Source organism: Methylorubrum rhodesianum, assembly GCF_014199985.1.
Lineage (GTDB): Bacteria > Pseudomonadota > Alphaproteobacteria > Rhizobiales > Beijerinckiaceae > Methylobacterium > Methylobacterium rhodesianum.
Genome location: NZ_JACHOS010000005.1, coordinates 37,153 through 55,096, shown reverse-complemented (window position 1 = coordinate 55,096; position 17,944 = coordinate 37,153). Strand labels below are relative to the sequence as shown.

Sequence of the window (17,944 nt, the reverse complement as noted above, 5' to 3'; positions counted from 1 at the left end):
TCGGGACACCCCCCACCCTCGTGGAGAACGTAAAGTCATCAGAGGGCATGTGGATGCCTTGCTGTCAGTTGAATTCGATGCTGAAAAGCAGACGCTCGCTCCGAACGGAGAGAAACGATCGGACGGTAGGCGCGCGCCCCGCTGTCGGAACGGGGCGCGGCGATCAACTCGTCACCACGAACGAAACACGTCGAGCGACGGTCCCAGAGTAGCCGATGAGCTTTATGGCCAGCCGCGTCGCTGTGGACTGAGCGAGCGAAGGGACAGGCACCTCGCCCTGCTGGACGCCGAAGTCGTCCCCCCATGACGCCAACAGCTTGAGCGGAGGGGCGGAGAGCGTACCTGACGGAATATCGGCATAGAGGAATCTCTGATCCGCAATCTGTGTCGGCACGCCGGACCGCGTACCGACGACAGTCGCGGCGCCGGTCTCGTGATTGATTTCAATCAGTTCATCGCCATTTCCAGCGCCGTTGAGCGCAGAGACTATGGCAGCTTCGGAAAAGCAGCCATTGGATCGCTTTCCTGTGCCGTTGACGACAGACCAGAAATAGTTCGCCAATCCGTTGTTGTTGTACTCTCGGACGTTCTTCTTCGCATTCCCGGCGTCACCGAAGTTTATGATTCCGGCACCCGGCCGAGCGGTCTCGACCCAGGAAAACTTGTTTTCGTAGATATTGATGTTCAGGACGCCGGGGGCGTCAACGTTGAAGATGTAGCGCGGAAAGCTGTCTTTTACGAACGTGAAATCGTTATCGAAGACACTGATGTCAGCGCATCCGATCCCGCATGTGAGCCAGTCCCACAAGAAGGCACCGGGATCGGCAACGCCAGGGCGGGCAGCGTTGACGATGAACAGGTTTCCTTTGATCTTGACGTTCTGGACAGCCTTAAAGTCGAAATATGTTCCGTAGCACTCGATCTGATTGTCGATTATGAACAATTCTGGCGAGGGATAGCCGCCGCCGTTGTCCATGGTCGTATTGTGGAACTTTACAGCCTGAAGGCACGAGTTAATATTGCACTGCTTGATATATATTCCTTCCATCGTCTTTTTGGCGAGGAAGTTGATTCCGTTTTTGTACCACGAAATATCGCAGTTGTTGAAGCGGAAGAAGAAGGCGCCTTGTACGTCTCCGAACTTCTCTTTGTCGAACGTCATATAGACGCCATCGCCCTTGGTCATGAGGTCGCCGCCCAGGCTTCCAACGATCTCAACACCTTCCCAGCGCAGGTTGCCTGTTCCGGTGCCAGCGACGGCACGCCCCCAATAGTTGGTGAGGGAATTGCCAGATCCGACAATCCGAACCGTGTCCATGCAGAACCCGCCGGTCGTCGGGTCTTGCTCAACGGTTAGGGCCGTGCCGCAGACTCCAGCGCAGCACAGATTGACCCCCTTCATCTCGAAGCGGGCGCCGGGAAGGGCCTGATAGCCAGAGGCGACCGTACCATGCACCCAGCCATCAATGCCGGGCTTGGTCCACGTGATGTAAGAGTTGTTGCCTCGAACGGTGGTTGCGACCTTGCCGGTGAAAATCGTGATTGAGCTTACGCCGTAGGAACCATCGGGAAGTTCCACGACGAGCGGGTCGTTGTTCAGCGATCGGGCATGATGCTCATCAATGAATTTCTGGATCGCGTGTCCGTCGATTTCTTCCGAAAGGGAAGTCGCGCGGGGGAACACCGCCTTGGCCGCCGCCAAACCAGCAGCCCCAACGCCAAAGCGCTCCGACAACGGATGTGAGCCACCGTCGCCGACAAAGCCAAGGGCTCGCAGACTAGCGCCGCGCTTCATTAGATCGGCGATCCAATCGGGCAACGGTCGCAGAATGCTCGGGGCCGTGAACGGCAGGGCGGCCTTCAGCCCTTCGGTGCGACCCACCTTCTCTGACAGCACCGGAGCCAGAGCAGGCGGCGTGACGAACTTGCTCGGGTCCTCACCGGCTGCGACATCGTCGGGGGTAGCAGCCGACGCAAAGCCGGTCGGCACGACCAGCGCGGTGCCATCGCTGGAGATGACCTCCGCCTCCCCCAGAGCGACCACGATCTGGCTCGACGACACGGCTGTTGCAACGACCTGGCTCCAGCCAGAGGTCGGGGCAGTGGGTGTGAGGCTGCCTCCCGCCCCGACGAAAAGGGGCGTCCCGGCTGCGAACCCGCCATCAGGTCCGCGAAGGTCGCCGGCATTCTGAATCGATGCCTGAAGCCCTGCAGAAGCGCCACGCGCCGTAATGCCGATGACCCGCCCCCTATGCGCGGTGTTTGACGGATCGGCGGGGGTTACCGAGCCATCGTCGTTGGCGACAAGCGCCCTCCAGGCCGGGATGCCGACCCCAGCCGTGCGGGTGAAGATGACGCCCTGACCCGGCGACCCGTCACGCCCGTCGCGGCCATCTCTGCCATCCGCGCCATCTGCCCCGTCGCGGCCGGGCGTGCCGATGCCGGGCACATAGATGGCGGACGGCGCGGGCGCCGTGCTTCCGATGATAGCCATGCAGGATTCCACGACACAGATGGGCGCGGAGGCGGAACGCCTCGACGCGACGGATGGAGGTGGGGGGTTGGTCGGGGATCAGGCGACCCGCGTCACACCGGGCACGATATTCGCCGTGCCGCTGAAAACGCGACGAGTGACGCTGCCCTCGCGAGCGATCAGGTCGTAGTCGTAGAGGGCAGGCGCGACGCCGCGCATCGTGGCGGCCGGAAGCGCGATGTTGACGGTGCCGCCGGCACCCGAGTTCACGAGTGACGGAATCGGCAGAGCGGCGGTCGAGGCCGACAGGATCACGGTGGCCGGATAATCTGAGGCCGTGCCCAATGAGCGGCGCAGTTGCATGTCGAAGCGGATGCCGGAGATGTCCTGCAAGACGCCCAGCACGGAAAGGGAAAAGCCGTCATCGACCGCGAACGCTGTCGTGCCCTGCTTCACCGTCAGGCTGATCCCGTTGACGGCCAACGGAGCCCCCACCACGCCGCGGGCCAAGTCGGATGCCCCTCCGCCCACCTGGAGCAGCGAGAGCGAATAGAAGGTCGCTCCGGCTTCGATATCGGTGATGACTACCCGGTACGTGCCAAGGGGAGCATAGGGCTGCACCGTAACAACGCCGACCGTGCCATTGCCCTTGTTAGTCGGGTCGGCGACCTCCACCGGATTGCTGGCGACCACGAAGGCGAAGCCGTCGACCCAGTCCTCGTTGGTGCCGATCTCGAAATCCTGCCTGCGCGGGATGATGTTGAGGATCTGGCTTGCCACGGCGCGGATCAGCCCGAGATCTTCAGCGCTTGGCGGAACAGATCGTCGATGGCGCTGTCATCGAGGTCGAGCAGTTGGCCGATCTGGGTGACGTAGGTGTTCCCTCGCTCCCAAACCCCGGCCAGCGCATACCAATCCTTCACCTCGTCGTCCGCCTCGGCAATCTTCGCCTCGACCCGTTCGCGCAGGCCGGAGCGACGCAGCTGGATCTTGGCCTGTGCCGCGCTGATGCTCGGCGGGACCGGCTCGGGCTGGGCCGGGGGCTTTTTGAACCGCCCCTTGGCGTAGAGATCGCCTTCGGCCACGCCATCGCCGCAGGCCACGAGTTGCGTCGCGAACTCCGGAAGGAAGATGTCCTCGCCCGGCTTCAGGCCGTCCTCCACCGACAGGATCTCGCGAACCGTCCCATCCACCACGTGTGCGAAGGTCTGCATCTCGAAGGCCCCGATCAGTACTGGATGAAGATGGCGCCATCGGCGCCGTTGCCGCCGACCTGAGCCTCGTTGATGAACCAGATGCCGCCGCCGCCCGAACCGGGCGCCAGACCGTCCAGCACACCATTGAGGTTGCGGGTCGCGGTCCGGCCGCCACCACCGAAGGCAGAGGCCGCTCCTTGGCCACCCTGAGCATCGTTGCGCACCGGATTGCCGTCGCCGCCATTGGACCCGTAGAGGTTTCGCTGGCCGCCGAGCCCCACGCCCGGAGTGCCGCCGGGCGAAGCGCTGGGGCCGCCGCGCCCACCCGCGCCACCAGAAGCCTGCATCAGGGATCCGACTGACGTTGTGCCGCCCGTCGTGGCTACGGCATCCGCCGCATTGTTCGCACCGATACCCTTGGCGCCAACGACGAGGTTGATGACGTCGCCCGGCGTGACGCGGAACCAGCCGGCCGCATAACCACCGGAGCCGCCACCGCCCGACGACCATGTCACGCCGCCGCCGCCACCCCCGCCGCCGCCGCCGGCACCCACGCATTCGGCGAAGATCCAGAACACACCCGCAGGGACGTTGAACGTGTAGCTCCCGGCGGAGGTGTAGGAGGAGAGCCGCCGGGCCGGCAGGTTTGAAGACCGGATGCCCTGCACTCGAAGAACCGAGCCGTCGTCCGTCATGAGCAGGACGTCGCTTGCGCCCCAGTCGCCGGCCTGGATCTGCGTCCCGTCCGACCGAACCACGGCGCGGGCGCCCTGGCCATCCAAATTCGCGACCACCGGCCCGCTCGGAGCAAACAGCACGCGGATCAGATGGAGCGAGCCTGCTTCGTAGGAGGCGATGTTCGGGGCGACGTCGGCGACGATGTTGTTCTGCGAGCCGGTGTCGATGCCGTAGTGGACGCGCTGCGCGCTGGGCACCACGCTCGATCCAACAAACTGACCGAGCGCGGCCTGAAAGTTGGTGCGCAGCGCGGCGAGATCGCCGTTGTCACGCGCGTCGTAATTCTGCGCTGCGATGAAGTCGCCGAGCATGGAGGCGAAGACGCTACCCTGCCGCCACGCGTTGTTGGCCAGCAGAGGATCAGCCTCGCCTTCGACGACGCCAGTCTGCCGTGCGGCGTTCGCCGCGTAGCTGCCGATGGTATAGACGTTCGCTCCCGCACCCGTGGCCCACGGGTAGAAGTCGTTCTGACCAGCCATTGCTTGCCTGCAGGTTAGGGGAGGCCGAGCCTCAAGCTTTGTTCAGCAGATATTCCGGCGAGACGGCCCACGCGCCCTTGCCCCAGCCGGAAATGTACTTGTTCTGCACGCCGAATCCGAAGATCGGCTTCCGGTCAACGGAAGTGATCCGGTAAGCCAGATCGACACCGGCCGGTTTCAGGCGGAGCGCGTTCTGCCCAAGAAGCCCAAGGAGGATCGGCGGCGGGATCTTGCCGGCGACGCAGATACTCATCGCGACGTTGACGGTGCCGATGTTCGGCTTACGGATGCCATCGGCGCGCCATGAGCCCTGCCCCCAGCCGCGGCCGGGCGTGGCCCAAGCGAAGGTCGTGCGCGGGAACGGAACCTGCCCCTTGTCCTGGATGAAGACATAGGTCTCGGGGTCGACGAAGAAGGCGTCCAGCACCTCCTGCGCGCCGGGTACCGTACCGTCCCACCGATTGGCGAGCACGACGGCCTTGAGGAGGCGGCGGTAGGTCTCATCGTCGAGGAGCGAGATCGCGAAACGCTGCGACGAAGGCTGTTTCCAGACGCCCTGCCCCCAGCCGCGGCCCGGGGTCGCCCAGGCGAACCATGCGTTCGGGATCGGCACCGGCACCCGGCGCGAAGGTCCGATCCACTCGCCATCCACGTCGAGTTGCGTGCCGACCGCCGTATCAAGATCGTAGGCGCCTGGAATCGCGGCGACGACAACCTTTGCGGCGACGACCGGATCCAGCGTGCCCGACACCGTCGCGGTGAATTTCGGATGCCCCGATTGCCATGGCGTGATCCGGCCGACGTAGTCGGCGAGGGTGACCATCACCCGATCACCGTGACGTTGACGTCGGCGGGATCGCAGATCAGCCGCTCGTAGAACGCCACCTCGATGTCGCTGGCGTCACCGGGCGCGAAGCCATCGCGCGTCGCCACCATGCCGTCAGGCACGATCTCGAATGGCGCGGAGATCGGCGATTCCTTCAGGTTGGCGGCATCGTAAGCGCGGGTGAGCGGCAACCGATTGCCGATGCCGAGCGCGTTGACCCAAGCCGCCACGGCCTGCTGGATGGCGGCCTTGGTGTCGGCCGTGTAGCCGCGGAACACCCGGATCGGGATGTAAAAGGCGACCTTCACCGGCTTCGAGCGAAAGAAGCCGACGTCGTGCGGCACGCCGTAGGCATCGGTGACCGGGACGATGATGTCGCCGTAGAGCCCGACGCCAGGCGTCTTCTTGCGCGCCAGGATGCCAGCGATGTCATTGACGTCGCCGCCGTCCACTACCGCTGCGATTGAGTGCGCCGGCACGCCATAGGCGTCGATCAGGTTGCTGTCGTTCTCGTAGACGCGGCTTGCCGCCACGCCCGTCACCGCCATCAGCGCCCCGCGCAGGGAGTCGAGGGGGGTATTGGCGGGCAGCCCCGTCGAGAGCGCCTGCCGCTGGCGAAGCTGCAGATCGGTCTCCACTGGCAGGCCGGGCGCCGCCGGGCTCGGGTTCGTCACCGACTGCCATCCGAGCGTCGGTGTCGCGATGATCGTGACGGTGTTCGTCGGCGCCGCGATGGCGCCCTTCACCTGGCATGTGGCCGTGACGGTGATCTGCCCGGCAGGCGGGATCACGACCGGGTCGGGCAGGTTCCAGGCCGTGCCGTTCGCATCGCGCACCACCCCGGCCGAGACGATCGAGCCGACCTGTCCGACGATGAGCAGATCCACCGTCGAGTAGGTAGCCGACTTCCGACGGATGCCGTTCAGCTTCACCACCGACGACAACCCCTCACCCTGCGCGGTCGAGGGCGAGAAGGCGTTGAAGACGGCGACCGTCTGCCCGTTGCAGTCGTGGATCGCGTTCGCCAGCAGGGCCATGAACTGCCCGTCCTGACTGTCCGCGCCGAGGTAGACGTCCTGGCCGTAGATGCCGCGGTAGGCCGTCTGCATGTAGCCCAGCACGTTCTCAAACGTCGGGCGCACAATGCCGGCATTCGTGATCTGGCAGATGGGGGTGGTGCCCATGTCAGCGCGCCTCGCGGACTGAGGTGGAGACGGTCGCGGTGTTGGCGGTCCGCCCCTGATGGTCGGTCCGGCTAAAGCTCGTGATGATCGTCGCGGCGACCGTGAAGCCGCGCGTGTCGCGGTTCAGGACGCTGTCGTAGCGCGCGATCTCGGTGACGCCGGGCGTGTCGAGGACGCGGGCGCGCAGGGCTGGATCGCGCAGCGTCTCGGTGCGCTTGCCGAGCACCTGTGTCTCGTAGGGGGTGCCCTCGTCGAGATCCAAGTACCACTGGCCCTCCCACAGTTGCAGGCGGCTTTCGACTACCTGCGCCACGGCCTCGGGCACATCCCGGTGAAAGGCGGCCTGATTGCCGCCGAACACCATGTCGCCGGTCTCGTCGACCTTGCGCACGCGCATCAGCGGATCACCTTGGCGAGCGTGTAGGAGGCGCGCTGAACGCCGTCGGCGGGCGTCTGGGCGGCCATAGCGAGCAGGACGGCCCCGGCTCCGATCAGGGCGCCGACGAAGCCGTTGGCGATGCCGGTGAAGCCGCCGCCGACCTGGCCCGTCAGGGTAGGCGCCTTGAAGCTCTTGTCCGAGCTGACGGCGTCGGTGAAGTGGGTCGCGCCCTTAAAGGTCGTGCCCTTGGCCGCATCCACAGCGAGCGCCGTCGTAGTCTTGATCGAGATGCCGCCCGTCGGACTCACCGACACCATGTGCTTGCCGCCGTCTGCCGCCATGGACGGCCCGTTCTTCGGGTGCAGGTCGAACACGTGCTTCCCGTCGTCCGAGCGCATCTGTGCCGACTCGGTCGAGTAGTTTTGGAGCTTGCGCTTGCCGCTGCGGACGCCGGGGATGAAGAACCCGTCCGAGAGGCTGTTGCGGCGCGCGTCGATCGCCGGCTGAGCGCCGCCCTGCTGGTGCCACGCGTCGAAGCCGCGGGACGACACGAGGTAGATGCCCTCCTCGCCCGCCTTGATCGGGAAGGTCGAGGTCATGCCGCCGCCGCTGGCGAACTGGATCGGCACATCGGAGAACGGCGGCATCTCCACCAGTTCCTTGCTACCATCTGGCTTTCTGCGCACCGCTTTCACGAGCGCCTTCAGCTTCACGGTGTGGCCGTCCTTGCTGTCCTCCGACACGCCAACGGGGATCGCGATGTGCAGCCCAGAGAGCACCGCATCGCGGATCGTTTCGTGCAGCTCGGTGTCGTCGTCGAAGCGGTAGCGCAGATCCATCAGTTGCCCTCCGCGTCCGAGATGCCGCGCGAGATCAGCGCCGGGGATGCGCCGCCGTCCGCCTTCACGCAGACGATCTCGGTGTACCAATTGGGTCCGCGGGTATCGCCGTTGTGCTCGACGAGCAGGGCCTTGTAGAAGCCATCCGCCGCCACCCCGAGGATGCCGCCGTCCTTCAGCAGTTCGTTGGTAGCCCCAGCCCCGTAACCGGGATTGAGGCTGGCGCGCTGAATGCTGCTCTCGTTGATCTGGAGCTTCGTCCCAGGCCGGATTCGGTAGTTCAGCAGGCACCGAACGATGACGCCTTGAAGGGTCTGCTCGGGCAGGCCCACCATGCCGGTGTCGGAGTTCAAAACCACCGCTCCGTCCGGCAGCGTGTTCTGGTTCTTGAGAATGTTCAGCTTGCCGTTGTGGATGTGCCACGAGGCGCCGGTCGCCTCGCAGACCTCTCGCAGCAAGTCTTTCGCCATGCCGAAGCAGATGAAGTTGCGCGGGAATTTCTTGTTGCCGAGGTCGTCGATGTGTCCGACGCTGACGCCGTACTCCTGAAGCGCCTTAGCGGCGACATCAACCCGATCCCGGAAGGTGTGGCCCGCAGCAAGCGCCTTGTTGACCACCGCGAAGTTGCGGGGGCGCTCCGAGCCGGTGGCGAGGATGTGGACGTAGGTGTCCACGACGTTCTCCCGACCGGACCGCACTTGGATGATCTCGCCGGAGAAGATGGTGCCGATGTCCTGATCGTAGCCGGCGCTGATCTCGACCTTCTTGTACTCCTCGCGGATCGCCTCGATGGTCGTCCGGCTCGGGTTCGTGATGAACAAGTTCAGGACGTGCGGCGTCGAGCTGTCTTTCTGCTGCGTCGCAAACCGCATGCGAAGGCTACTCGGATCAAGCGCCTTGCCTCCGACCGTGAAACTGGCCTTCCAGTTTCGAGCGTATTGCTGTCCCATCGCCCGTCAGGTCGCCACGAAATAGAGGTGCGAGGTGACGCCGAGGCCGTCAAAGGTAGGAGCCTCGCCGGTATCCCGATCCGTCGTCACCACGAGAGCGCCAGGCCATTCCATGTGCGCGTATTGCGCAAGCAGATTAACGCCAGGGATAAGCGGGATGCCGGCCAAGAGGATCGCCCCGTCACCCTTGCCGATGTCTAGCGTCCAGCCGCCCTCGTCGGCATCGTTGAACATCAAGCGCATCCGGTAAGACACACCACCGAGCGTGATGGAAAATGACTGCGCCTCAGGCGTCAGCGGAATTTCGACAATCGCCACAGATCAAGATCCGAAGACATTATAGGGGTCCGCGTAGACGCCCTCGCCGCCTACCGAAGGGCTGCTTCCCACCACACTCTGTTCAGGCAACGTCACCTCAAGCGGCCCGCCCGAACTGATGCCGTCCAAGCCGAATTGGTTAGGGCTCAGGCCGAACGAACCATTTCCGTCTGTACCGAAGCCACCTGGAGAAAAGCTTGGATTGTTCGGGTTGAAGTTCGGCTGGGCGGCGCCGATGAATTCTTGACTGCCGACGCCGACGCCCTGTTGCTCGCCCTTGTTCTGCACTCCACCGGTCGATGCCGGGTTGGTTTGCGAGGCGCCGGCTCCGGCGGTGTTGGTGCCCGTACCCGTCGTCTTTGTGGAGACGATGATGATTTGCTGAAGCCGCACCGCGACCGCCAGTACGTTCTCTGTCCTCGCCTCCGTCGTCACGCCGAGGTCCGCGATCAGCATGTCCCGATAGGCGCGCTTGCCCGTGTAGACGCTGAACGGCTGCCGAGAGGCTTGGAGGCGCCTCAGAGCGTCGTAAACCTGCCGCGCGTAGCCCGCGTCGCCGTGCGATGAGTTGGAGAACCCACACCGCATCTCAACTTCGGCGGGACGCAGGAAGGCGTGATCCGTGATCGCCGCCCCCTTCTCCACAGGGTGCTGCGTGATGATGAGGCTGTCGCGGTGGGTCTCCTCAATCACGACATCGGGGATGATGCCGCCGATGGACCGCGAGGAGGTCGAGATCAGCGCGTAGGTGAGTTCGCCGAGAAGGGCCATGCGTCAGCGGCCCTCCTACCGAGCCGTCATTCTCTTCGTGGCTTCAGCAGCTCTCGCACGGCGTCGTCCGCGTTGCCGATCGGCTTCAGCGGCTCGGACAAGGCCAGAGCGATCCGGGCAACGTCTTGAGGGTTAGGCGCTCCGTCACGGATGCGTGCCAAGGCGTCGCCGAACTCTTCCAAAGCCTGCGCCGCCTGCCCCGAGGCTGTTTCTTCGGCCGGCACCCCGTCGAGGTCGGAGGCCAAATCCTCAGCATCAGCACGCAGATCCTCAACCATCTCGGCGAGGGTCATGCGCGGTGTGGGCGGTGGCGAGCGGGGCACCGTCCCACGGTAGGAGGAACAGGCGGACTCGACAAGGCGTTTGCAGCGGTTAGGTTCGACCAATGCGCTTGCTCGCCGCCCTCACTCTCCTAGCCCTCGTTCCATGCTCCGCTTGGGCTCAGGCGTCGCGCGATCAGGACGGCTTCCCAATCTACGACGCCGAGGCGCGCTGCCGCCACAACTTCAGAGGCAATCCTGGCATCTGCGTTGACGCCGAGCAGCGGGATTATGACCTCGCGCGGATGCTCTGGCCCAACCTTTCTCCTGCGCAGAAAGTCAAGTGCGCGGCCTACGCCGATACGTCTGAGCCTCGCCGATACGCTGCGGTCTCAGGCTGCGTCACCCTGCACACGGATCTCAATGACGTCCAGCGCCGGCAGGCAACCACCAAATTCCGGTACTGACCTCATGAAGCGCAGCGCCCTTGCCATTACCGTTGCCATGGTCCTTGCGGCTTCGGCCGCCGAGGCACGCACCATCTTCCCTGAATTGATGTCTCGCTTCGACATCGCCCATGCTGCCTGTCAGAGCGGGCCAGAGCGGGCGCCTGAGACCCGCAGGGCTTGCCGAGAGCGCGACACTTATTGGCGCAAGCTCCGCGACGCGGGCTACACCCTGCATCGCGACCCGACCAACCCGAACGGTTACGTCTGGCAGTAGCTACCTGATCGCGGTCTGCGCGTTGCGCAGGCTCAGGTCAGCAACGCGGGTCTGAGCACGCTCAACACGGTTTGCGACCGACGCGGGATCGCCCGTGCCATCCACTCGGATCTCGGTCTTGTGCTCCAGCTTCACGTTGTTGGTCGAGAGGTTGTTTGTGTTCGCTCCCATTGGTGGAGCACCGGTCAGCGCGTTCACATCGAAACCGCCAGGGCTCATGTTCATGCGGGGGAAAGCCGGGGCCTTCGGCGGAGGAGCAGTCAACTCCGGCTGCGCCCCACTCTCCAAGAACCTGCGAGCCCGAGCCCCATGCGTCCGGCGCATGTTCTCAACGTGGCTGCGCACTGTGCCGTTGCCGTCGCTGGCGTTGTAGCGGCCAGGCGTGCCGGCGTTGATGGTGCTGTAGAGGTCCAGCAGGCCCATGCCGGGCTTGAAGCCGCGGGTCTTGAGGTAGCGAACGACGGCCGGCAACTGCTCTTTGAACGTCTGCTTATCGTTAGCGCCAAACTGCGCCCGCTCGGAAGGGCCGAACTGGATCAGCCCCATGTACCGCCCGCCCTTGCCGCCATAGATGCTCGGACTGAAGCGACCGCCCGTTTCATAGCTGATGACGGTGGCCAGATCTTCCGGTGATGTGCCAAGTTCTTTCGCGGCTTGCTTGAGGGCAGCCGCGTTATCGCCCGTGAAGTTGTAGTTCGTCTTATCGGCTTCTGCTGCGCGCCGAGCACGGCGCGCAATGCCGGTCTCCGCGTTCAGGCTGGTCTTCTCGGGAGACCCGCCGAGCCATGTCGGGCGGCGACGCCACGCGTCTCGCAATCCTCCGACGAACCCACCCCGAGAAGCCCCCTGCTCTCGATTGATCGCTTCCTCGCCCTCGCGGATCGTGTCCGCGCGCCCCTCTGCCGTGCTGTTCTTGTAGACGTCCATGCCGATGCCGGCGAGGAGCGCGATCCATCCGAGCTTTACCTTGCCGAAGGCGCCGAGGATGCGAACCAGCCACGAGCCGACGAGGAAGACCGCGAAAGCCTCCATCGCGGCTTGCAGCCCTTCCTTGCCGGTCAGGTGTTCGGCCATAGACTGGAAGCCCTGCGCGACCGGCGTGAGCGCCTTAACGATGTCTGTGAAGGCCGTGACGAGCGCGATGGCTGCCGCGATGATCGCCTCAATGGCTTTCGTAATCGTCTCCGGGTTCTTCTCAATCCAAGACCGGATGTCCTCAAGGAACTTCGTCAGCACCGGGGACAGATCAGTCAGGATCTTCTCGGCGACCGCCTGCGCGGATGCCTGCAAGCCGCGCAGCGCCGTCATGAACTTGTTCGACGAGGCAGCAGCCGCATCGTTGTTCAGTCCGACCGTTCGCGCCGTTCGCTCGTACTCGGCGCGGAATTCCTTGATCTCCTTCCGGTAGGACGAGAGCGTGTTGAAGGTCTGCTCGTCGATCCCGAGCAATGCGGCCATCTGCGCCCCGACGTAGTAGGGGTGCTTCTTCTGGATCGCGTCGATGGCGTCGGTCAGGACATCGACGCTGTCACGGGTCTTGCCTCCTGCCTCCGTGGCAACGCCCAGATCCCGCACGAACTGGCGGATGCCGGGGTTGGTCCGCATGGACCGCGAGAACGATTCGATCGCCGAGACCGCACCAGCGCCCGAGCCGCCGACTTGGCCGAAAGCGTAAGCGAGCCCCTTGATGTTCTGGACCGTCGCGCCGGTCCGCTGGCTCACGAAATAGAGATTGTCGAACTGCGCAGCGATCTTGGCAACCGCTGCCGTTGCGGCCAGGGCGGCGGCGCCGAGTGCAGTCGCCAGAAGCGCGGCCTGCTTCGTGACGCTGCCAATCGCCTCGGAAACGCGGCGCTCGCCCTCCCGATCGACTTTCCACCCGAGGGATACTACGAAGGATTTTAATACGTCATCAGCCATTCGGACGCTGGGCCTCTTGGATGCGACGTCGGTTCTCGGCTGAGTATGACATTGCCTCGTTTATTTCCACGAGGTGTTCGATTTGCAGCGGGCCTTCGAGCAGATCGATGTAGCTATAATAGCCAAGTTCGATCGGGCCCATATAGAACTGCTCTTCGTCCGGCATCGACAAAAGATCGACGTCTAGAGACTGGCCCCGCCGTTCGATTGAAGGGCGAGGCCCTTTTGAAAAAGCGCGGCGTAGTTGTCTCGAAGCACGTTGGCTGCGATCTGGAGAAGCGCCATCAGGTCGATGTCGTCGAACATGTTGCGCCCGCCGTCGAGCTTCACCTTCGCCCAACCGGCTTCGCCCTGCTTGCGCTCGACCACCTCAAGGCAGCGGTCGAGGATGTAGTCGGAAGCGTCGTCCGACAAACTGCCGATGGCCTGCGCGAGCGGCACCAGCGTGCCGTTCAGATCACCCGTAGCGACGGACTGGAGAGGCGCCAGGATAGGAGCCATGCGCCGCATCACGTGGAACTGCGTGCGGGCGTTCATCTTCTTCGAGCGGTAGGTGTGCCCGTCAACCTCGAACTCGTTCATCGCCGCCTCACGCGCCCGTGACGATCATGCCGATGCCGAGCTGCGTGCTCACGTCGGCCGAGTTGAACGTCCATTCCATCATCCCACCGTCCTTGCCGTTGACGTTGTCGGGGCGCTTCACGAAGGCACACTGTCGGCAGGAGTGATCGTCACCCCAAGCCGGGTTCGACATCGTGATGACGTTCTGCCCCGTGTAGGCGCTCGACGTGCTCTGGAAGTTCATCATGGCCATCAGCGCGGCGTTGGCGGGGCTGGTCTTGAGCAGGCGCACCCGCACCCGGCCGGCGTTCGAGGCGTGCAGGTTGTGCATCGCCCCGCGGCCGGCACCGGTCGTCATCGACGTCTTGTCGTCGATCATCTCGATGGAGATGCCCTCATCGGCCACGGACTCGTCGGAGAGGTTGATGGTTCCGCCGGGGCCGGTGATCGTGGCCACGACGTCTTGGAAGGAGTAGGTGGGCATCGCGGACCCTCGATTAGCGGTTAGCGGTGATGCTGATGATGACCGCGTGGACAGCGCCCGCGAGCTTCACGGCGACTTGGAAGGGGACGGTCTTGCGCGCGGCGCGGTCGGCCTCCGACTGCGTGGCGATCGGCGGGGCGTAGACGAAGAAGCCGTTCTCCAGCACGTCGCCCGTGTTGAGCGAGCCGATCTTCGGTCCGGTCCAGACGCCGGGGGCGAGCATGCCGTTCGTCACGGCTTGGTAGCAGCGCGACTTGATGACAGCCTTGATCATCTCCATGCCGGCGTCGGTCTGCGGCACCTTCGTCGTACGCGTGTAGAGCAGGTTGTAGACGGCGGTTTGGATCGTATTCTGGAGCCAATCGAGGTTGTGAACCTCGTCAAAGTAATAGCCGTTTGACATCACACCATTCTGGAGGATGGCGGTGTCGTTGTTGTAATTGACGAACACGTTGCCGTTCTTGGCCTTCAGGGTTGCGGCCTGGCTCTCGGTGATCGTCTCGGCGATCACGCCCGGCTCCTTCTTGAACATCATCGTGATGGTCGTGTCGGCGCCCTCGAAATCGACGGTCGCCGCACGTCCGAAGTACGAGACATGCGCGAAGGGGTTCGTGGCGGAGTACTGCCAGAAGGTCCGCTTGAAGCCGGAGTCCTTCAACTGGCTACCGAGGTCCGCACTCGTGGTTGGGTCGAGCACGTTCGCATTCTGGATCGTGATGCCGAACAGGTGGCTCTGGCCGAGCCCCTCCACTACGGCAGCCGTGGCGAGGTAGGTCGCGTCATCCGGCAGGGTGTTGACCGCAAGCAGGTAAGCGTAGTCGCGGCTGTCCATGTCCGCGAACAGGCTGATGCACGCCGGCAGACTTTCGGGCGCCACACCGAGGACAGGCGCAGAAGCGTCGGCTGCCGTCAGGTGCAGCAGGCCAGAGACATCAGTACCGGTGGTATGGCTCGTGGCGTAGGATACCGAGGACTCGGTTCCGGTCGTGCCAGATGCCACCGTGAAACGGCCGAGCACGCTGTCCCACTTCACCGTGGCGCCCGTCGAGACCGCCGACAGCGCGTCCTGCACGATCTGGGCGACACCGTTGAGGTTGAGAGCCGCCGAGAAGTTTAGGCCGGTTAGCGTGCGCTCCGTGCCATCAACGCTGATCTTCATCGAGCCGTTGGTGACGGCGGTGAAGTTGCCGAGTGCTCGCTGCGACGGGCTCAGGGTTGCGCCCCGCAGCAGGCCCGCGGTGGCTGCCTGAGCCCAGCGGCCGACATAGACGATCTCGGGCTGCGGCTCTTGGCTGAAGTAAAGCGTCGCGGCCTTGGCTTCCGGGCTGTTGACGCCGAAGTCGGTCGCGATGGCCTCTGCCGAGGTGTAGAGGCGCTTGCGCTCCGTGACGTCGATGACATTCGACGAGCCGACGATGATGCCGGTGCCGAAGTTGCGCTCCTGCGCCGCGATCGGCTGGAGCGTGACGGAAACGCGAACGACGCCTGAGACGTCCAATCCCTTGGCCATGTATCAGCCTCTCGGCGTCTTGAGTGGTTGCTGGTTGGTGACGGCGCCGTCTTGGCTGCCGCCCCTCCCGATGAGGGTGCCGTCGAGTTCGAGCAGGTTGCGAACGGCGTAGGTGCGCTCAACGCGGCGTCTTAAGCGGAAGCCGAGGTCCACGCGGCGGCGCGGACTGGTATTGACGATCTCAGGGACGCGCCGACCGGTGCCGACGTCGATCAACCCCATATTGGCGCGGAACAGAGTCTCGCGGTTCTGCGCAACGTAAAGTCCGCTCCGCACGAGTTCGGCTAGAGCCGAGCTGCGGGGGCCATAGAAGCTCGCCAGCACGTCGAGCGTCATGTGCTGGATCTGGATTGATATGCCATCGCCTGCCCCGTCGTGGATCGTGGCAGGCTGGCCGTCGGCCTCTACCGACATGACCCCGACCGCAGCCCAGTTGTCTCTCTGGTCCGGATTGCGAGGCGTGGTCCTCTCATCGTCGAGCGTCACATAGCGGGGGCGAACGTTCTCGCCCTTAAGTCCAGTGAGGCCGACAATCAGCGCCTGCATGAACAGGTCGAGGTCGAGATCATCGTCGGGCGCTGCTGTGAGGGGGGCGAGAAAACCGCCCGTTGCGCTGGTGTTAGAGGTAACCGGCATCGGGCGCGCTCGTCCCCGGTCGCTTGGGGTTCAGGTCTGTCAGGGCGCAAATGGCTTGCGTGTAGGTCTGTCCGAACAGCCAGGGTTTCGTCGCGACCACGCGGTAGGCAGCGCCGTTCCAGAGCACGACGTCGGCGTCGTAATCGGCGTCGCCCGCCGTCAGGGCGGTTCGGGTGAAGATCGTGATGTCGCCCTGGACCTGGTTGCCCTCAGCCGTCTGGATCAATTCCTGACCGCCGTCCGGCACAACCACGCCAGAGAACGTGATTTGGCCGCCTTTACCGAGGGCGAGGCCATCAGACTGTTGCGCGACAACCTTGCGGGTCAGCACGAGCGTCGTGTCGAGGAAATCGGGGTCGTCGAGGACGTCGGTGACGTCGAGGAGGGCATGGCCCATCAGCGCTTGCCCTTCGGAACCACAACGTAGGTATGCGCGCGGCGGTACTGCCCAGTGTCGAGCAGCGGCTTCTCGCCGGTTCGGCCCTTGGCTCTACGGCGCTTGATCGTGACCGGCGACAGCGGGGCGAAGGGGCCGTTCGTGATGCGAGCCCGCACCGCGTTCTGGCCCATCAGCCCCACCGCGTGTAGCGCCTTCTCGGCTTCCTCAGGCTTGCCCGACAGGGCTTGCTCGCCCGCCTTGCGAAGCCGCTCTACCGCCTTGCCCTCGATCTCCTCCACAGCAGGCAGGAGATGCGGACGCGGCGGCAGGTTGTCCTCGGGGGCGCCGAACTCCATCCGGTAGCCGATCACCGCGTTGTTCGGCGGGTTCGGCTCATCCGTGTCTGGCGTGCGATCCGCACCCTCAGCCGGGATGCCGATCAGGACTTCCTTAGAGGTGAGTTCGCGGATCGCGGCGAGAACGGCTGCGGTCCGATCACGAGTGACGGTGACGCTCACTGGATGAAGCCACGCGTTCCAAAGCGAGGAACCGTGAACGCCTTGACACTCGGGCGGTAGAACGGCCCTGCGGTCAGACCGCGGATCATCGCCCAGAACCGCTGACCATAAGGCGTCGCGTTCCAAACCCCTGCGTTCTGGTACGCGGTCAGGCCCGTGTCATAGCTCTTCGAGACGGGGCCGACCGTCTTGGATGCCGTGGGGGCGAACGAAGCGCCCACAGCCCCCGAGGCCGTCACCTGACCGAGCATGAGATTGTGCGCGGCGTAGAGCATGATTGCCAGCTTGCGGCGCGTGCCGAACGAAGCCTCCGACAGCACCGTCTCGCCGTCGTTGAGCCAGAGATCCACCGACGCATCGGGGAACTTGGTGCTATCCCGAAACTCTGGGAAGGCAGCCTCAAAATCGGCGCGCGTCACCAGCATTGGATCAGGACCGGCGCTTAGCCTGCGACTGCGTGGATGCCTGCGCCGCAGCCTCGTTCTCCGCGGCCGGATCGTCCTTGGGCTGCTTGCCCTTCTCGAACACGGCGCCGGAGGTGATGAGGTCGCTCTTCTCGTTCTGCTTGAACCACTTGGCCCACAGATCGGCGTCGGCATCAGTGAAGGCCACGCCATCGTCGTCCTTGCCGTCGAGGCCGCCGGGCGCGGCGACGTGCCGGCCAGATCCCGCAAGCGCAACCTCGCCGATCTCGTTCAGAACGTTCTCGCCGAACGCATCCTTGCCCGGCTCAAAAACGCGCAGGCGGATGCCCTGAGGCAGGCGGCAGCCCACCTTGATCGTGCTTGCCATGATGGCCT

Annotated in this window: 23 protein-coding genes; 1 reads left to right on the top strand and 22 read right to left on the bottom strand. The window is 64.4% G+C overall.

The features are described 5' to 3' along the window. Positions 1–163: 163 nt before the first annotated feature. From HNR01_RS08720 to HNR01_RS08665, 12 genes are all read right to left on the bottom strand, one after another. Complete coding sequence (locus HNR01_RS08720) at positions 164–2,494, bottom strand: hypothetical protein (RefSeq protein ID WP_183667427.1); 2,331 nt, start codon at positions 2,492–2,494, stop codon at positions 164–166. A gap of 78 nt (positions 2,495–2,572) precedes the next feature. Beyond that, positions 2,573–3,253, bottom strand: coding sequence for a hypothetical protein (locus HNR01_RS08715; protein WP_183667426.1), 681 nt, complete (start codon positions 3,251–3,253; stop codon positions 2,573–2,575). Between the two features lie 8 nt (positions 3,254–3,261). Next, positions 3,262–3,687, bottom strand: coding sequence for a hypothetical protein (locus HNR01_RS08710; RefSeq protein WP_183667425.1), 426 nt, complete (start codon positions 3,685–3,687; stop codon positions 3,262–3,264). A gap of 14 nt (positions 3,688–3,701) precedes the next feature. Next, on the bottom strand, positions 3,702–4,886 hold the full coding sequence (locus HNR01_RS08705) for a glycine-rich domain-containing protein (RefSeq protein ID WP_183667424.1): 1,185 nt from the start codon (positions 4,884–4,886) through the stop codon (positions 3,702–3,704). A gap of 31 nt (positions 4,887–4,917) precedes the next feature. Next, complete coding sequence (locus HNR01_RS08700) at positions 4,918–5,709, bottom strand: baseplate wedge 1 family protein (RefSeq protein ID WP_183667423.1); 792 nt, start codon at positions 5,707–5,709, stop codon at positions 4,918–4,920. Beyond that, positions 5,709–6,896, bottom strand: coding sequence for a baseplate J/gp47 family protein (locus HNR01_RS08695; protein ID WP_183667422.1), 1,188 nt, complete (start codon positions 6,894–6,896; stop codon positions 5,709–5,711). The genes HNR01_RS08700 and HNR01_RS08695 overlap by 1 nt, the downstream gene beginning before the upstream one ends. 1 nt (position 6,897) lies before the next feature. Then, positions 6,898–7,293 (bottom strand): contractile injection system sheath initiator, encoded by a 396-nt coding sequence (locus HNR01_RS08690; RefSeq protein ID WP_210313113.1) that lies wholly within the window; start codon positions 7,291–7,293, stop codon positions 6,898–6,900. Beyond that, positions 7,293–8,114 (bottom strand): Gp138 family membrane-puncturing spike protein, encoded by an 822-nt coding sequence (locus tag HNR01_RS08685; RefSeq protein WP_183667421.1) that lies wholly within the window; start codon positions 8,112–8,114, stop codon positions 7,293–7,295. Before HNR01_RS08685 ends, HNR01_RS08690 begins: the two co-directional genes overlap by 1 nt. Next, a complete protein-coding gene (locus HNR01_RS08680) occupies positions 8,114–9,064 on the bottom strand; it encodes a phage protein (protein ID WP_446685697.1) in 951 nt (316 codons plus the stop codon). Before HNR01_RS08680 ends, HNR01_RS08685 begins: the two co-directional genes overlap by 1 nt. 6 nt (positions 9,065–9,070) lie before the next feature. Next, positions 9,071–9,382, bottom strand: coding sequence for a phage baseplate plug family protein (locus tag HNR01_RS08675; protein ID WP_183667419.1), 312 nt, complete (start codon positions 9,380–9,382; stop codon positions 9,071–9,073). A gap of 3 nt (positions 9,383–9,385) precedes the next feature. Beyond that, positions 9,386–10,153: a phage baseplate protein gene (locus tag HNR01_RS08670; protein WP_183667418.1), complete on the bottom strand. Its 768-nt coding sequence runs from the start codon at positions 10,151–10,153 to the stop codon at positions 9,386–9,388. A 26-nt stretch (positions 10,154–10,179) separates the two neighbouring features. After that, positions 10,180–10,446: a hypothetical protein gene (locus tag HNR01_RS08665; RefSeq protein WP_246417444.1), complete on the bottom strand. Its 267-nt coding sequence runs from the start codon at positions 10,444–10,446 to the stop codon at positions 10,180–10,182. Between the two features lie 438 nt (positions 10,447–10,884). On the opposite strand from HNR01_RS08665, the gene HNR01_RS08660 reads away from it, so the two are divergent. Beyond that, complete coding sequence (locus HNR01_RS08660; RefSeq protein ID WP_183667417.1) at positions 10,885–11,136, top strand: hypothetical protein; 252 nt, start codon at positions 10,885–10,887, stop codon at positions 11,134–11,136. Here the strand turns inward: HNR01_RS08660 and HNR01_RS08655 are convergent, their stop codons facing one another. From HNR01_RS08655 to HNR01_RS08610, 10 genes are read right to left on the bottom strand one after another with little or no spacing between them, the layout of a single operon-like run. Next, positions 11,137–13,056, bottom strand: coding sequence for a phage tail tape measure protein (locus HNR01_RS08655; RefSeq protein ID WP_183667416.1), 1,920 nt, complete (start codon positions 13,054–13,056; stop codon positions 11,137–11,139). After that, entirely contained in the window at positions 13,049–13,222 is a 174-nt protein-coding gene (locus tag HNR01_RS08650) for a hypothetical protein (RefSeq protein ID WP_183667415.1), read from the bottom strand. The genes HNR01_RS08655 and HNR01_RS08650 overlap by 8 nt, the downstream gene beginning before the upstream one ends. A gap of 17 nt (positions 13,223–13,239) precedes the next feature. Then, the gene (locus HNR01_RS08645) at positions 13,240–13,638 is read right to left on the bottom strand and encodes a phage tail assembly chaperone (RefSeq protein ID WP_183667414.1); all 399 of its coding nucleotides are present in this window, start codon (positions 13,636–13,638) and stop codon (positions 13,240–13,242) included. A 7-nt stretch (positions 13,639–13,645) separates the two neighbouring features. Further along, positions 13,646–14,101, bottom strand: a complete 456-nt coding sequence (locus tag HNR01_RS08640) for a tail tube family protein (RefSeq protein WP_183667413.1) — start codon at positions 14,099–14,101, stop codon at positions 13,646–13,648. A 13-nt stretch (positions 14,102–14,114) separates the two neighbouring features. After that, entirely contained in the window at positions 14,115–15,611 is a 1,497-nt protein-coding gene (locus HNR01_RS08635) for a DUF3383 domain-containing protein (RefSeq protein ID WP_183667412.1), read from the bottom strand. A gap of 3 nt (positions 15,612–15,614) precedes the next feature. Further along, complete coding sequence (locus HNR01_RS08630) at positions 15,615–16,247, bottom strand: phage neck terminator protein (protein WP_183667411.1); 633 nt, start codon at positions 16,245–16,247, stop codon at positions 15,615–15,617. Beyond that, the gene (locus HNR01_RS08625) at positions 16,231–16,644 is read right to left on the bottom strand and encodes a hypothetical protein (RefSeq protein WP_183667410.1); all 414 of its coding nucleotides are present in this window, start codon (positions 16,642–16,644) and stop codon (positions 16,231–16,233) included. Before HNR01_RS08625 ends, HNR01_RS08630 begins: the two co-directional genes overlap by 17 nt. After that, positions 16,644–17,144 (bottom strand): hypothetical protein, encoded by a 501-nt coding sequence (locus HNR01_RS08620; protein WP_183667409.1) that lies wholly within the window; start codon positions 17,142–17,144, stop codon positions 16,644–16,646. The genes HNR01_RS08625 and HNR01_RS08620 overlap by 1 nt, the downstream gene beginning before the upstream one ends. After that, positions 17,141–17,563, bottom strand: a complete 423-nt coding sequence (locus tag HNR01_RS08615) for a DUF4054 domain-containing protein (RefSeq protein WP_183667408.1) — start codon at positions 17,561–17,563, stop codon at positions 17,141–17,143. Before HNR01_RS08615 ends, HNR01_RS08620 begins: the two co-directional genes overlap by 4 nt. A 10-nt stretch (positions 17,564–17,573) precedes the next feature. Further along, complete coding sequence (locus HNR01_RS08610; RefSeq protein WP_183667407.1) at positions 17,574–17,936, bottom strand: hypothetical protein; 363 nt, start codon at positions 17,934–17,936, stop codon at positions 17,574–17,576. Between the last annotated feature and the right edge of the window lie 8 nt (positions 17,937–17,944).